The sequence below is a fragment of the Tolumonas lignilytica genome (assembly GCF_000527035.1).
Lineage (GTDB): Bacteria > Pseudomonadota > Gammaproteobacteria > Enterobacterales > Aeromonadaceae > Tolumonas > Tolumonas lignilytica.
The window spans coordinates 833,438-849,080 of sequence record NZ_AZUK01000001.1 but is presented as its reverse complement, the minus strand read 5'-3'; the positions used below and the strand labels follow the sequence as shown (position 1 = coordinate 849,080).

General features: G+C 46.9%; 16 protein-coding genes. 8 read left to right on the top strand and 8 right to left on the bottom strand.

What is annotated here, in order from left to right:
• Positions 1-95 precede the first annotated feature (95 nt).
• The 5 genes from gltX (at position 96) to H027_RS0103940 (ending at position 6,722) form a co-directional block, all read left to right on the top strand.
• The gene (gene gltX, locus H027_RS0103960; protein WP_024871234.1) at positions 96-1,502 is read left to right on the top strand and encodes a glutamate--tRNA ligase; all 1,407 of its coding nucleotides are present in this window, start codon (positions 96-98) and stop codon (positions 1,500-1,502) included.
• A 67-nt stretch (positions 1,503-1,569) separates the two neighbouring features.
• The gene (locus H027_RS0103955; RefSeq protein ID WP_024871233.1) at positions 1,570-2,217 is read left to right on the top strand and encodes a TIGR04219 family outer membrane beta-barrel protein; all 648 of its coding nucleotides are present in this window, start codon (positions 1,570-1,572) and stop codon (positions 2,215-2,217) included.
• A gap of 269 nt (positions 2,218-2,486) precedes the next feature.
• Entirely contained in the window at positions 2,487-4,301 is a 1,815-nt protein-coding gene (locus tag H027_RS0103950; protein WP_024871232.1) for an assimilatory sulfite reductase (NADPH) flavoprotein subunit, read from the top strand.
• Positions 4,301-5,989 (top strand): assimilatory sulfite reductase (NADPH) hemoprotein subunit, encoded by a 1,689-nt coding sequence (cysI, locus tag H027_RS0103945; RefSeq protein WP_024871231.1) that lies wholly within the window; start codon positions 4,301-4,303, stop codon positions 5,987-5,989. The genes H027_RS0103950 and cysI overlap by 1 nt, the downstream gene beginning before the upstream one ends.
• A complete protein-coding gene (locus tag H027_RS0103940; RefSeq protein ID WP_024871230.1) occupies positions 5,979-6,722 on the top strand; it encodes a phosphoadenylyl-sulfate reductase in 744 nt (247 codons plus the stop codon). Before cysI ends, H027_RS0103940 begins: the two co-directional genes overlap by 11 nt.
• 55 nt (positions 6,723-6,777) lie before the next feature.
• Here H027_RS0103940 and H027_RS0103935 read toward each other — a convergent pair whose 3' ends face one another.
• Positions 6,778-7,662, bottom strand: coding sequence for a LysR family transcriptional regulator (locus tag H027_RS0103935; RefSeq protein ID WP_024871229.1), 885 nt, complete (start codon positions 7,660-7,662; stop codon positions 6,778-6,780).
• Between the two features lie 131 nt (positions 7,663-7,793).
• Between H027_RS0103935 and H027_RS0103930 the strand changes: the two genes are divergently transcribed.
• Both H027_RS0103930 and H027_RS0103925 read left to right on the top strand, forming a co-directional pair.
• A complete protein-coding gene (locus H027_RS0103930; RefSeq protein WP_024871228.1) occupies positions 7,794-7,979 on the top strand; it encodes a hypothetical protein in 186 nt (61 codons plus the stop codon).
• A 59-nt stretch (positions 7,980-8,038) separates the two neighbouring features.
• Positions 8,039-8,701: a sugar phosphatase gene (locus H027_RS0103925; RefSeq protein WP_024871227.1), complete on the top strand. Its 663-nt coding sequence runs from the start codon at positions 8,039-8,041 to the stop codon at positions 8,699-8,701.
• An 84-nt stretch (positions 8,702-8,785) separates the two neighbouring features.
• On the opposite strand, the gene epd is transcribed toward H027_RS0103925, so the two are convergent.
• From epd to H027_RS18250, 6 genes are all read right to left on the bottom strand, one after another.
• Positions 8,786-9,802, bottom strand: coding sequence for an erythrose-4-phosphate dehydrogenase (gene epd / locus H027_RS0103920; RefSeq protein WP_024871226.1), 1,017 nt, complete (start codon positions 9,800-9,802; stop codon positions 8,786-8,788).
• Between the two features lie 154 nt (positions 9,803-9,956).
• The gene (locus tag H027_RS0103910) at positions 9,957-10,967 is read right to left on the bottom strand and encodes an NAD-dependent epimerase/dehydratase family protein (protein ID WP_024871225.1); all 1,011 of its coding nucleotides are present in this window, start codon (positions 10,965-10,967) and stop codon (positions 9,957-9,959) included.
• A 10-nt stretch (positions 10,968-10,977) separates the two neighbouring features.
• A complete protein-coding gene (locus tag H027_RS0103905; protein ID WP_024871224.1) occupies positions 10,978-11,616 on the bottom strand; it encodes an HAD family hydrolase in 639 nt (212 codons plus the stop codon).
• Positions 11,613-12,287, bottom strand: a complete 675-nt coding sequence (locus H027_RS0103900) for an HAD family hydrolase (protein WP_024871223.1) — start codon at positions 12,285-12,287, stop codon at positions 11,613-11,615. Before H027_RS0103900 ends, H027_RS0103905 begins: the two co-directional genes overlap by 4 nt.
• 12 nt (positions 12,288-12,299) lie before the next feature.
• The gene (locus tag H027_RS0103895) at positions 12,300-12,842 is read right to left on the bottom strand and encodes a hypothetical protein (protein ID WP_024871222.1); all 543 of its coding nucleotides are present in this window, start codon (positions 12,840-12,842) and stop codon (positions 12,300-12,302) included.
• Positions 12,839-13,585 (bottom strand): AfsA-related hotdog domain-containing protein, encoded by a 747-nt coding sequence (locus H027_RS18250; RefSeq protein WP_024871221.1) that lies wholly within the window; start codon positions 13,583-13,585, stop codon positions 12,839-12,841. The genes H027_RS0103895 and H027_RS18250 overlap by 4 nt, the downstream gene beginning before the upstream one ends.
• A gap of 295 nt (positions 13,586-13,880) precedes the next feature.
• Here H027_RS18250 and H027_RS0103885 point away from each other — a divergent pair, with 295 nt between their 5' ends.
• Positions 13,881-14,495 carry a TetR/AcrR family transcriptional regulator gene (locus tag H027_RS0103885; RefSeq protein ID WP_024871220.1) on the top strand — a complete coding sequence of 205 codons (615 nt, stop codon included), beginning with the start codon at positions 13,881-13,883 and terminating at the stop codon, positions 14,493-14,495.
• A 33-nt stretch (positions 14,496-14,528) separates the two neighbouring features.
• Here the strand turns inward: H027_RS0103885 and H027_RS0103880 are convergent, their stop codons facing one another.
• Positions 14,529-15,401 (bottom strand): SMP-30/gluconolactonase/LRE family protein, encoded by an 873-nt coding sequence (locus H027_RS0103880; protein WP_038149155.1) that lies wholly within the window; start codon positions 15,399-15,401, stop codon positions 14,529-14,531.
• Between the last annotated feature and the right edge of the window lie 242 nt (positions 15,402-15,643).

Below are 15,643 nucleotides of genomic sequence, written 5' to 3'. Positions count from 1 at the left end.
CATTCATCTGTTGCCGATGGTTTTTCTCTGGCAATGCCAGTGTTAGAATGTGATCTGTCTTAGAATCCTGAAATTTTCCAGTCACAAGGAAGCCCATGAAAGTCAAAACCCGTTTTGCGCCGAGTCCGACCGGCTTGCTGCACATTGGTGGTGCCCGTACTGCACTCTATTCCTGGTTATACGCTAAAAATCAGGGCGGTGAATTTGTTCTGCGTATCGAAGATACCGATACGGAACGTTCAACGCAGGCAGCGATCGACGCCATCATGGAAGGGATGACCTGGTTAGGGTTTGACTGGGATGAAGGCCCGTATTATCAGACCAAGCGTTTTGACCGTTACAACCAGCTGATCGACCAGCTATTGGCGGAAGGCAAAGCCTATAAATGCTATTGCTCCAAAGAACGTCTGGAAGCATTGCGTGAAGGTCAGATGGCGAATGGCGAAAAACCACGCTATGACGGTCATTGCCGTGACAGCCACGAACAGCATGCTGATGACGAACCGTATGTCGTGCGTTTCCGCAATCCGCAGGAAGGTTCTGTCGTTTTTGACGATCACGTGCGTGGCCGTATCGAATTTGCCAATACCGAGCTGGATGATCTGATCATCCGCCGTTCTGACGGTGTACCGACTTACAACTTCTGTGTGGTCGTAGATGACTGGGATATGCAGATCACGCACGTGGTGCGTGGCGAAGACCATATCAACAACACCCCACGTCAGATCAACATCTACAAAGCACTGGGCGCGCCGGAACCGGAGTTTGCCCATGTGTCGATGATTCTGGGTGACGACGGTGCCAAACTGTCAAAACGTCACGGTGCGGTCGGTGTGATGCAATACCGTGATGACGGCTATCTGCCGGAAGCGGTACTGAACTATCTGGTGCGTCTGGGCTGGTCGCATGGCGATCAGGAAATCTTCAGCCGTGAAGAGATGATCAAGCTGTTCAGTCTCGACAACATCAGCAAATCAGCATCAGCATTTAACACTGAAAAGCTGAAATGGCTGAACAACCATTACATCCGTACCATGGACCCAGTCTATGTCGCTTCGCATCTGGAATGGCAGATGAACGATCTGGGTATCGATTACAAAAATGGTCCGGCACTGACCGAGATTATCGGTCTGCTGGCTGAACGTTGCCAGACACTGCGTGAAGTCGCAGAACAGAGCCGTTACTTCTATGAAGAATATGAAGCCATTGACGAAGCGGCAGCGAAGAAACACCTGAAAGCCGCTGCACGTGCGCCACTGGCGTTACTGCGTACCAAACTGGCTGCGCAGGAAAACTGGGAAACCGAAGCACTGCATCACATCATTCAGGATACAGCGACTGAGCTGGAACTGGGGATGGGCAAGGTTGGTATGCCATTGCGCGTTGCCGTTACCGGTCTGGGTCAGTCACCATCGATTGATGCTGTGATGAAACTGGTGGGTAAAGAGCGCGTATTGGCGCGTCTGGACAAAGTGCTGGCACAATTACCAGCGGCGGAATAAATTTTAATGACCAGAAACGGTGCACCAAGTATTACCGTTTCTTTGTTGATAATGATGGGAGCTCCACATGAACAAATACAGCTTAAGTCTGCTGGCTGCATCTTTACTGGCGGCTGGTGCCGCACACGCTGATGACATTAGCATCGGCGGCGGTCTGGACTACATGTATTCCGACATGAGTGGTACTGCGCAAGGTCAGGGCGATTTTGACAAAAACAGCCATTGGACAACTTTTCTGGATTTCCGTCACCCGCTGTTGATGGTGCCGAATGTTAATTTTCAAGCTACCGATCTCTCTTCGAATGCGGCGAATTTCAATAACAAGCTGAGAACGTACGATTTTGCATTGTATTATTCACCAATCGAGCTGCAGGAACTGACATTGAATGCGGGTTTGAACGTGCGCCGTTATGAAGGCACCTTGAATCACAGTCAGGATTACTCCAATGATGCCATCATGCTGTACGGTTCAGCCGAAGCACCTATTCCTGATAGCGATTTCGGTCTGTTTGCCGATACCCGTATTTCCCGCTGGGACAACGACCATTCTCACGACTGGAAAGCGGGCGTGAGCTATAACGTGTTCCCGGAAGATACGCTGAAATTTAAAGTTCGTGCTGGTTATCGCAATGTTCGTGTCGATTACCATCAGGACAGCATTGATCTGACCCAGCATATGGCCAACTGGTTCCTGGGTGCAGAACTGCGTTATTAATTTTTTCGATATAGAAAAAAGATAAAACCGATAACCAAAAAAGAGGATGCCAAAGCGCATTCTCTTTTTTTATGCTCAATTCTTCATGATTTTGCCGTATTTATCAGCATACAGGCTGAAATTTTCTGTTTTTTGCCGTTGCATTGCCGATCTATATCCACAAATTGACTATAGATATGAAATTTCTATATGAAGAAATTCGATTAATTCTTTGTCGGTCACCTGTTTTGCTTGTAAGCTAACCCCATTCTTAATGCAGGAATTGGCATATGAGCGACAAATCTTCTTTAGGTCCATTGAGCGGACCGCATCTGACGAAACTGGCGGAAGCCGTTGCAAATTTAACGCAATCTGAACTGATTTGGGCCAGTGGCTATCTGTTTGGCCTGGCACAGAGCCAAGGTGCCGCTCATGGTGTGACACCGGGTGCCAACGTTGCCGCGACGCCGGCAGCAACCCAGCCAACCGGTAACCTGACGATTCTGTTTGCTTCACAAACCGGCAATGCCAAAGGCGTGGCGGAAAGCGTGAAAGCACAGGCGGAAGCGCGGGGCATTCCGGTTTCGCTGGTGGCGATGAATGATTACAAGCCGAAACAGCTAAAGAAAGAAACGCATGTGCTGATTGTGACCAGCACCTACGGTGAGGGCGAACCGCCGGAAGCCGCCGCCGATCTGCATGCACAACTGAAAGGCGGCAAGATTGGCAAACTGTTTGGTCTGCAATTTGCGGTGCTGGGCTTAGGGGATTCCTCTTATGAATTCTTCTGCCAGACGGCGAAAGATTTCGATGCGTTCTTTGAAAAAGCCGAAGCGACCCGTCTGCAGGAACCGGCCATTCTGGACGTTGACTATCGCGACGCCGCCGCAGCCTGGGCTACCACTTTCCTGGATAAATTGGCTTCTGCTCTGACAGCTGTGCCTGCCGCGACAGCCGTTGCAGGGAGTGCTGTCGTTACTGGGCACAGTGCCTACGATAAATTCAATCCGTTCACGGCAACACTGAATACCAATCAGAAAATTACCGGTCGCGATTCCACCAAAGATATCCGTCATTTTGAGATCAATCTGGAAGGTTCAGGTATTACCTACCAGCCGGGGGATGCCTTAGGTGTTTGGTTTGATAACGACGCTGCTGTGGTTGCGGAAATTCTGGCACTTACCGGTTTGACCGGTGATGAACAAGTTACCGTATCAGGTAAAGCAGCGGCATTAAGTGATGCGCTGACCAATCAGTTTGAACTGACCCGCCTGCATGCTGCTTTTATCACGGGCTTAGCCGAAATTTCCTCGGATAAGAAACTGAAGAAATTAGCGGCGGATAAAGACGAAACTCGCAAGCTGGCGGCGAACGCGCAGATTGTCGATGTGCTGAAACGCTTTCCGACCAAACTGACTGCAGAACAACTGGCTGGCTTGCTGCGTGCACTGAGCCCGCGTCTGTACTCCATCGCTTCTTCTCAGGCTGAAGTCGAAGAAGAAGTGCACCTGACCGTCGGTGTCGTGCGTTATCCGCAAGAGGATGGTGCTGTGCGTTCTGGTGGCGCGTCTTCCTTCCTAGCTGATCGCGTACTGGAAGGTGGTGAAGTGCGTGTGTTCATCGAGCACAACGACAACTTCCGTCTGCCAGCGAATCCTGATACCCCTGTGATCATGGTGGGGCCAGGTACTGGTATTGCGCCGTTCCGTTCTTTCGTTCAGGAACGTGATGCACAGGGCGCAGCGGGTAAAAACTGGCTCTTCTTCGGCAACCCGCATTTCACGCAGGATTTCCTCTATCAGGTGGAATGGCAGAAATACGTGAAGAGCGGTCTGCTGACCAAGATTGATCTGGCCTTCAGCCGTGATCAGGATAAGAAAATCTACGTACAAGATAAATTGAAAGCCAAAGGCGCCGAAGTGTGGCAATGGCTGCAGGACGGTGCGCATTTCTATGTCTGTGGCGATGCCAACCGTATGGCGAAAGATGTTCACGAAGCACTGGTGAATATCGTGGCAGAACACGGCGGCAAGACCGCCGAACAAGCCGAAGAATATGTGAATGAACTGCGTCGTGCCAAGCGTTACCAGAGGGATGTCTACTGATGAGCGAGCAAAAATTATCTGACAACGAACGTCTGAAAGCGGAAAGTAACTTCCTGCGCGGTACGATCGAACATGATCTGAAAAACGAACTGACTGGTGGCTTTACCGGTGACAACTTCCAGCTGATCCGTCTGCATGGCATGTATCAGCAGGATGACCGCGACATTCGCGCAGAACGTGCGCAGCAGAAACTGGAACCGCTGCATAACGTGATGCTGCGTGCTCGTATGCCGGGCGGTATCATCACGCCGGAGCAGTGGTTAGGCATCGATGCTCTGGCGCATGACAATACCCTGTATGGCAGCATTCGACTGACTACGCGGCAGACGTTCCAGTTCCATGGGATATTGAAACCAAAGATCAAACTGACACATCAGACCCTGAACAAATACGGTATCGACTCGATCGCTACCGCAGGGGATGTAAACCGTAACGTGCTGTGTACGTCTAACCCGGTTGAATCAGCGCTGCATCAGGAAGCCTATGAATGGGCGAAGAAGATCTCCGAGCACCTGCTGCCAAAAACTCGTGCATATGCCGAAATTTGGCTGGATGGCGAGAAGCTGGGGCCGGACGAAGAACCTATTCTGGGCTCGACCTATCTGCCGCGTAAGTTCAAGACGACGGTAGTGATCCCGCCGCATAACGATATCGACGTACACGCCAACGATCTGAACTTCGTAGCGATTGCCGAAGAGGGCAAGCTGGTTGGTTTCAACGTGCTGGTCGGCGGTGGTCTGGCGATGACCCACGGCAATAAAGAAACCTTCCCGCGTAAGGCCGATGATTTCGGTTTTATCCGCAAAGAAGACACGCTGAAATTTGCCGAAGCGGTGGTGACGACACAACGTGACTGGGGTAACCGTTCAAATCGTTTGAATGCCAAAACCAAATACACGCTGGAACGTGTCGGTGTCGATGCGTTTAAGGCGGAAGTGGAAAAACGCACCGGTATTAAGTTTGAAGAAAGCCGTTCGTATGAATTTACCAGCCGTGGCGATCGTTTTGGCTGGGTAGAAGGCATCGATGGTAAATACCACCTGACTCTGTTTATCGAAAACGGCCGTATTCTGGATTTCCCAGGCAAACCGCTGAAAACCGGTCTGGCTGAGATTGCGAAGATCCACAAAGGGGATTTCCGCATGACCGCGAACCAGAACCTGATCATTGCGGGTGTACCGAAAAAAGAGAAGGCCAAAATCGAGAAGCTGGCGCGTGCACATGGTCTGATTGATGATGGCATCACCGAACAGCGTAAGAACTCGATGGCGTGTGTGGCACTGCCAACTTGCCCACTGGCAATGGCTGAAGCCGAACGTTTCCTGCCGGGATTCATCGATCAGATCGACGCGGTAATGGCGAACCACGGCCTGTCAGAAGAGCATGTGATCCTGCGTGTTACTGGCTGCCCGAATGGTTGTGGTCGTGCCATGCTGGCGGAAATCGGTCTGGTTGGTAAGGCCATTGATCGTTACAACCTGTATCTGGGCGGTAACCGCGAAGGTACCCGTATTCCGCGCCAATACCGTGAAAACATCAGCTCTGCTGAGATCTTAAAAGAGATCGATGCCTTACTGGGCCGTTGGGCGAAAGAACGTAATGAAAATGAAGGCTTTGGTGATTTCGTCATCCGTGCCGGAATTGTGAAACCTGTTGTTAACTCAGCTAAGGATTTCTATGCCGCATAATCTTTTGTCGCTGGGCGCACTGGCTGCGCTCTCTAAAGAAGAACAGACAGTTCAGCTGGCTGAGGTGAATCAGCAACTGGAGGCGCTCAGCGCACAAGAGCGTGTGCAATGGGCTTTCGCTAATCTGGAAGGGGAGTTTATTCTCTCCTCTAGCTTCGGCATTCAGGCCGCCCTGATGCTACATCTGGTAACGCAGGTACGCCCGGATATTCCGGTGGTGCTGACTGATACCGGCTATCTGTTTCCGGAAACCTATCAGTTTATTGATCAGCTGACTGAACGTCTGAAACTGAATCTGAAAGTATATCAGGCACCGATCACTCCGGCCTGGCAGGAAGCCCGTTACGGCAAACTGTGGGAACAGGGTGTGGAAGGCATCGAGAAATACAATCAGATCAACAAGGTTGAACCGATGGCGCGGGCACTGCAAGAGCTGAACGTTAAAACCTGGTTCTCCGGCTTGCGTCGTGAACAGTCGTCCACCCGCGGTGAATTGCCGGTGCTGGCGGTACAACGCGGCATCTTCAAGTTCCTGCCGGTGATCGACTGGACCAACAAAGACGTGTTCTATTATTTCAAGGAACACGATCTGCCGTATCACCCGTTGTGGGAGCAAGGCTACCTGTCAGTCGGTGACGTGCAGACTACTGCGAAGTGGGAACCGGGGATGACGGAAGAGCAAACCCGTTTCTTCGGCCTGAAACGCGAGTGCGGCTTGCACGAAGAGAAATAAATGACTCATCAGGGCGCATCAGGCGCCCTTTTTTATGTCCGTCAGTTTTTATCTGTCATGTTTTATCCGTCTCACGCTGTAATACCAGCTGAATAAATGCATCGCGGATCGGGTTATCGTAATGCGGATTCCAGGCAATACCGATATCCCACTGGGTGTAATCGCCCGATAAGGCAATGATATCTACCTCTTCCGGTGCAATAAACACCGCACTCTGCGGCACAATGGCGACGCCCAGCCCGGCGGCGACCAGGGCCAGCAACGTCTGATTATCGCCCGCGTACTGTGCCACCACAGGATAACAATGATGAAAAGCCAGAAACTGATCAATCTGTCGGTTGAAGCGTTGTCCCTGCGTTGGCGTTAAACGCAGCAGCGGTAATTGCTCCAACTGACGCAGGAAATCCGCTTCATCATGGCCGGGATAATGGTGCCGGTTTACCGCCAAGACCAGTTGATCAGTGAGTAATTTATGGGCGATCAAGGGCGGGTCGATCGGTAATCGCAGGAACCCCAGTTGCGATTGATCGGCCAATAACTGCGCAATTAGCGGGACAGACGAGGTGTCCTGAAAGGTGATCGTGACGTCGGGATACAACGCGCGAAATTGTGCGGTAAACGACGAGGCCAGACGCAGGCTGGAAAGCCCAATGCCGATCGCCAGCTTGCCGGATTGTCCTTTTAATACCCGTTGTGCATGCCGTTTTAACTGATCGGCTTGCAGTAGTAACGAACGAGTCTGTTCGTGCAGTTCTTTTCCTAAAGGGGTCAATTCAGCACCCCGCCGATTGCGGGTAAACAACAATCCGCCCAGCGTTTCTTCCAAAGCATGGATCTGTTTAGACAGCGCAGGCTGGGTAATAAATAACTTTTGAGCGGCTTCCGTAAAATTGAGGCAATCCGCCAAAGTCACAAAAGCGCGTAACTGACGTAGTTCCATTCCGTTTGGTTATCACTGATGGATAATTATTCATTTTAAAGAATACCAGACCTCTGCTGTAATCACTACATCGGTTAGGCCTAACCTTGATGCCAAAGATGAATAACGAAAGCAATGTAACCGGAGGTTATATGACTAAGAAATTTATATTTTTGATCAAGGATCGGGTCGTTACACAAATTTGTCTGAGCGAGCCCTACAGCGAAGAGATCACTCAGCAATTATTGAAACAGGGTTTTTATATGGCCCGCCATCAGGTCTATGCCGACAATGACAGGAAAGCGATGGCGAAATACCACGAGTTACAGCAGGATTAATCTATTTTCATCAGGTTCTGCCTGAGTGCAGAACATACCCACTAGGCAGGATTATCGGAATGAAATGTAAAGGTTTTCTCTTTGATTTGGATGGCACGCTGGTTGATTCATTACCGGCCGTAGAGCGGGCCTGGTCAAACTGGGCCCAGAGCCGGGATTTGGATCAGGAAGAGGTTCTTGGATTTATTCACGGCAAGCAGGCGATTACTTCGCTGCGCCATTTCATGCCGGGAGAAAGCGAAGAGAGCATTCAGCAGCAATTCAAGTTGCTGGAAAAAGCGGAAGCGGAAGATACCGTTGGTATCTCGGCGTTACCGGGGGCCGCCGAACTGCTGCATCGCTTAAATGAATTGTCGGTGCCTTGGGCTATCGTTACCTCCGGTTCTGTGCCGGTTGCTCATGCACGACATGCGGCTGGTGAACTGGCGACACCAGAAATCTTTATCACTGCAGAATTAGTTGCACGTGGCAAACCGAATCCCGATCCTTATCTGTTAGGCGCGCAACGGTTAGGGTTGAAACCGGAAGAATGTGTGGTGGTTGAAGACGCGCCAGCCGGTGTTTTGTCGGGCCTGGCTGCCGGTTGTAAGGTCATTGCCGTGAATGCGCCGGCAGAGGCAGCGGGGATGGATCAAGTCGATTTGATTTTAACGTCACTGGCCGGCGTCAGGGTGGACGCGGAGCCGAATAGCGAATATTCGATATCTCTCGTTAATCAATAAGCCGATGAAAATTTAATGAAACCATCAGTCAGTGCAAAGCTGGCTGATGGTTTTCGCGGTTTCCTGCTCTGTTTTTCAGCACGCTCAGAGCCCGCTGTTCACCATCGCCAGCGTGGTATCCAGCATACGGTTGGCGAAACCCCATTCGTTATCGCACCAGACCAGTGTTTTGATCAGGTGTTTACCACTGACGCGGGTTTGTGTGCCGTCGACAATGGCACTGTGCGGATCGTGGTTGAAATCAATGGAGACCAGCGGCAGTTCGGTGTAATCGACAATACTGCGAAAATTGCCGTGGGCGGCGCGTTGTAAGACATCGTTGACATCTAGGACGCTGACCGGATGCGTCACGGTGACACTTAAATCAATTGCCGTTACGTTAACAGTGGGCACGCGCACGGAGATGGCTTCAAAGCGATCACAGAATTTCGGGAAGATACGGGTGATGCCTGCGGCAAGTTTGGTGTCGACCGGAATGATCGACTGGCTGGCGGCACGAGTGCGGCGCAGATCCGGGTGATAAGCATCAATCACCTGCTGGTCATTCATCGAGGCATGAATAGTAGTGACGGTGCCGGATTCGATCCCAAACGCATCATCAAGCAATTTGATAATAGGAATAATGCAATTCGTGGTGCAGGAACCGTTAGAGACGATACGATGCGCCTGCTGTAACTGTTGATGATTGACGCCGTAGATCACCGTGGCATCTAGATCGCTGCTGCCAGGATGCGAGAACAACACTTTCTTGGCGCCCGCTGCCAGATGCAATTCACCATCCGCGCGTTTGCCGTAGATGCCGCTGCAATCCAGCACAATATCGACACTCAGTTCGCCCCACGGCAGTTGCTGGATCGCATTCTGATGCAACAGACGGATCGCATCATCACCGACATAGAGCACATCCCGTTCCTGCCGTACTTCCCAGTCAAATCGGCCATGCGTCGAGTCATATTTCAGCAGGTGTGCCATGCCTTCAGCTTCAGCCAGTTCGTTAATGGCAACGACTTTGATTTCGGCACGGCGTCCTGATTCATACAATGCGCGTAAGACACTCCGGCCTATGCGGCCAAAGCCATTGATGGCGATACGGATGGTCATGCTGTTCCCTGATTATATGCGGATGACAATGCTGTAGAGTAATTCAATGTGCAGCATGATTGAATCATCTTCTGGCATTTTCATCATGACTGAGTTTTCAGATTATGGTCAGCATATCAGTTTCACCAGTAGGATCTACGGTCGCGTTTTTTGATTACAGCTCTTGTATTAAAAATGGGTCAAAGGAGGACAGAGCAGAAAAATATTCATGCAGACATGCTGTCATAGGACGAGGCGAAAAATTAAGATGTTCGCTGGAAAGTGAAATATCATAATTTTCTTTCTGATTAAAATAAAAATGAATCTGACTCTTCAGTAGTTTAGGTTCAATATTAAAATACTTGCTCAATTCAGCCAGCGTAGCGATAAAAAGTAAAACTTTTTTTCCGACTCGGCGTGGTAATTTTACAGCTGAATTATATTGCTGTGCCAACCGGGTGATATCATTGATGCTTAGCCCCTGAGGATTAGCCAGGATATAACGTTGTGATGGTTTACCGGCATAACCAGCTCTGGCGATGGCATCGCTGACATCATTTACGTGTACCAGATTAAAATTGAATTCTAAATCGAGTAGCAGTTCACCTTTAAAGATGGATTGCAGGAAACGTGTCGTTGGTGTGTTGTGCGAGAGATCACTGTTAATCATGGCTGATGGTAAAACACTTACCATTTCGATATTATATTTTTCTGCTAATGACCAAGCTAAACGTTCCGTTTCTATCTTTGATTGAAAATAAGGGTTGCCATAAGTGTTTTCACACCATGAATTTGGTGGGATTATCTCGCCAGTCGTATTTCTGGCCAATGTACCTGTTGAACTGACAAAGATTATTTTTTTTACCGAAGTATCATGTGCAGCATCAAAAATATTTTTTACCATGTTGCTGTTAGCCTGAATGATGTCTCTCTGTGAGTTTTTTGACCAGTGCGAAAAATTGGCAGCTACCTGAAAGACGATATTGGAACCATCCATTGCTGCAGACAGCGTTTCTGGTTTGAGTAGGTCTGCGTGCGTTATCTTACCTGCAATATTATTATTCAATTTTGCTTTGGTAATATCTCTGACACCTGCGGTGACTTGATAACCCTGAGCTGATAAACTCTGGGTCAAAGCTGAACCTAAGTGCCCAGTGGCACCCGTGACAAACGCTTTATTTTGCATGATTGATATCTCAGAATTTGTTAACAAATAATAAAGGAGTTAATTGTGAGAGTGAGGTAATGCTTTTACAGTTATAGTTTAATGTTTTTTTGAAATCACTCATTGTATAAACGTTGTTTATGAACATAATGGCTTTAATGCCAATACTTCTGGCCACGCAAACAGCCATCGGACAGTCATCGATATAAACAATGTTTTCTGGCGATACATCTAAATTGGCAGCTATATTCCGAAATGAGTTTGGATCTATTTTTGAGTGGGAATCGGTTTTAATAAAAATATCTTCTGGTAACTGCGTGGTAAAGGGCGAGTTATTGTCACCATAATGGCGAGATGATGAATATATTTTAATGATAAATCCGAGTTTACTCCATTCAGCAACTAAAGATTCAAACTCGCTGGTATCATGGGTTATTTCTTTTATTTTTAACAACAGCAATTCTTTCTTGTCTTCTAAACCTATCGAAGACATGAAAAAATTAACACTTTCAAATAAAGGGAACGGAACTAAAGCCTTAAATAATTCATCAAATAAAATTCGATTGATGTCTTTGTATTCAGATATAAAGGCGTATGTTGCGTTCATGATATCAGCAGTACTGCTCCGGCTGATCACACCGTCGAAGTCCAGTAACAGGCATTTTTTCATAGGGTATTCCTGAAGCATTGTCCATTTTTGTCGATATCACGGATCATCTCAACTGAGATAGATGAAATGGAATCGACCATGTATTGCACACCAAGATGATGCATTTCTTCTTTTTGGTAGCTAAATGGAAAATGGCTGGGTACGCCGATAAACAGGGCATTTGTTTTTTTTGCATTTTCAGCAAAAAAAGCAACATCATCTATGAACAAAACATCTGATGGTTGAACACCATACATTTTGGAAATTTCATTTATTCCAGGTCTGAAATCATTGGTGCAGATATATTCATTAACATATTTCATGCATGGTTTTATATCATGATGCAACTCTGATTCTGATAACCCGCCATAAAATATGATATCAGTATTCAGCTCTTGAATGTCTCTTAAAAAATCAACGGCTCCAACTTCTATGCCACTTTCATGCGTGGTCATGTACTCTTCTCGTTCTTTGAAATATTCACCGATAAGTTGTGTTGGGGTTAGTTTAATATTTAAGGCGTTGGCTATATACATGGCTGCTTCTTTTCTATTTCTTGAAAAGGCATTTCGTTCTAATTCTCTAGTGTAGACCCCATTGTATTTCTCAATAACTTTTTTTAACACGGGGCTATAAGTATCTTTTAGTACAACCCCGTCAATATCGATGGCGATCAGTTTAATTCTGTGCATGGTTAAATAATCTCAATGTAAAGTTTGATATAACATTGAACCGCCATCTTTGGGGAAGTAATCCCCTAAATAAGGTGCTCTGGCTAGTTTAACCACGTATAGCATTAGGAATGTATTCGGTGCTGTCCAGCGGCATATACCATGCCGGTATTCTTTATCATTATCCAAAAAGCCACCAATTAAACGAACTGAACCATGAAATAAACTAGACTTTTCATGAAATAACGCTGCTACTTGTCTGAAGTCTTCATCAGATGTGCTTGCTGGGATTAAATCTTCATTGGTATGCCATAGAATGACTTCTTGATATGAATATATGTTTTTATTGTTTTTCTTTTGATACTCATCGAAATATTTGACAATATCATTTTCACTGAAATTATATTCAAGCCACAATTTATCTAAATCTGCTACATCACTTGCACCAAAATTCTCTTTGTCAAACAAGGCAAAAACCACTTTTTTAGGTGACTTCCCACTAAGTTGATCGTACAGCTCTCCGGCAAAAGAATGCAGCGATATTATTACTGCTATAATTGCTATTAAAATTCTCATATGGTTATCTCCGTGCTCTCTTCATTGTTAATTATGAATTTATTTATTGTTTTGTTCTGTGTTTTGTTATGTTTGGTCATGAACAAGTTTGCCAGTCTCATTTCTTTTTTTGATAGTTCATCTTTATCTACAGAAGTGAATCTTCCTCCTGTCTTGACCACCAATTTATCTGACTGAAAGAAAGATAGTTCAACCACATACTCAGAGTCTTTTTCTGTTTTTGATATTGTTAATGATATTTTTGTTTCTACAGGAAAAGCAAATGACATATAATCTGCATATATATTATTTATAGCAAAGGATTGCTTTTCTTTTGCCATATAGAGTTCAGTAACTGCCGATGCCATTTGTCGGGTTGCTTCAAGAAAAATCATTCCCTGAATATGTATTCCTGTCGTGTGGTCAAGAGTTAATTCATTGTTGTGCTGAATGATTAAATCTGAAATATAGACATTATCATTAACTTTAACAGGTTCAGTAATTAATGTGTTTATGTGATTTTGTTTATGCGATAACGACTTCCTGGCCATAGGGAGATCATTTATTAGTATTCTTGCATAATCTTTTTTACAGGTGGCGGTAATTAAATTTCTTTGTGGAAGAGTTAAACCCTGACCTGGTAAAAATACCACGTCTTCAATATGTTTTTCGCTGTGTAACTGATACCAATTTTTAAAACACATAAAATTATCAAGCTGATCGCAGTTAGAAAACATCTCTCCGACAACATATGTGATTTTCATTACAGCTCCCGTTTATTTATTATCCCGTGCTCGGTGTCATTAGGTGCTCAAACAAATATAAGTTACCCTTGGTATCTTATTGTGTCAATAGCTCCAAATGAAGTATTCTTTACGGGTATATTTCAATCTAGTGAACTTCTGGGATGGTGTTTCAGAAACGATCTATTCCGTATACAGCAATAGTTAAATGCAATATCAAGCGAGGTAAATTAGTGTAGTTTTTGATGTGTTCGGAAGAGATTGGCTAGTCATTATTGATACTATGCTGAGTATGTTTAGTTTTAGATCATTACCTATGCGAAATTATCAACGTGCCCGCAGTCACGAAGAAAAAAATCAGCGGCTGAACAGTATCTTATCGGCAGCCGAAAGCATGTTTGCTAAAAATGTGTATGAGGCGTGCAATCTGAATGTGATCGCTGCCGACGTTGGTATCACCAAAACGGCACTCTATCGTTATTTTAGATGCAAGGAATTGATTTTTCTTGAGATATATAAACGCCAGCTGACAGATATTGTGCCGGAGCTGCAAGTGTGCTTGCAGAAACAGGATGCGGCCGGTTTGTCAGCCTTATTGTCTTCACGCCCGTTATTTTGTCGGCTCAGCGCTATTTTGACGACCGTGCTGGAACGTCCACTCACCGTGGCAGAGGCGAGATCGTTCAAATTAACCGTGCTGCAGTTACTTGAACCCTGTGTGGTCACGCTGGTGAGTGAACATGGTTATACACCGGATGCGGCAGTGCTGTGGCTGATGCAATTGTTAGTGACATTGGTGGGATGCTGGCATATTTGTCATATGTCGCCGATGATGAATGAAGCATTAGCGGTTCCCGAACTGGCCTGCTTTCGGCTCGATTTCGATATATTGCTGCAACAACATATTGCCATGATGATGCAGGGGCGCTGATGCCCCTGTTTTTGTCTGAACACAGTAATGCGCTTATCCGGCAAAAGCCACTTCCGGCAGACCGGCCACGTCCATTGGAATGGCCAGTACAGCCCCTTCCAGCGGATGTTCCGCCAGATGTTCTGCCGACATCCCCTGGCTGGCACTGGTGACGTATAACGTTTTCAGATCGGCACCGCCAAAGCAGGGCATGGTCGGATTGGTCACGGGCAGCATGATCTCACGCAGCAATTCACCTTGTGGGCTAATACACAGTACACGGCTGCCGGCATATTGCGCCGACCAGTAGTTGCCTTCACTATCGACGGTTGCACCATCCGGGCGACCCATGCCTTCTGGTACATGGAAAAACAGTTGTTGATTGCTGACTTCTCCCGTTTCCGGATCGTAATCGCAGCGGTAGATATTGCGGTTCTGAATGGGAGTGTCAGACCAGTAGAGTGTTTTGCCGTCTGGGCTGAATGCCATGCCGTTGCAGGTCCAGCTTTTCCCGATTAACGGGCGGACACTCAGGTCAGGATTTAACTGATAAAACGTGCCGAATGATTCATCCTTGCGGGCATTCATGGTGCCGGCAATAAAACGGCCTTTGGGATCGCAGCGACCATCGTTAAAACGCTGCCAAGGCTTATCGGCTTCCGGATCGACGATCGGTGTTAATACTGGGTTGTTTAAATCATCAATAAAATGGAATCCGGATTGCAGTGCGACCAGTAACCCACCTTTTTCGCGCCAGATAAAGCAGCCGATCTCTTCCTGCAACTGAATCATACCGTGCTTGCCACTGGCCGGGTGGTGATGGTGGATCTGATGTTTCACAATATCGACCCACCACAAGGTTTGTGTCTCTGCATGCCAGCGGGGGCATTCACCTAACTGATCGCGTTGCGCTGATATTGCCTGCATGATGATCTCTCCCTAAGTGACTTAGAGCAGAGTAACAAATGTTTCCGGTAACATAAACTGAAACCGGTTTTATTGTGATCAGCATCAAATGCAATAATATGAAGCACATAGGGCATTATGCCTTGTTTATATTAGATTTTTAGCAATTGACACCCGGTGGATTGTGTACAAGCCTTAAATAAGTTTTAATCAACTAAATGAAATACGGTGCAAGTAGAACTGATGATGAACCACCACCCGAA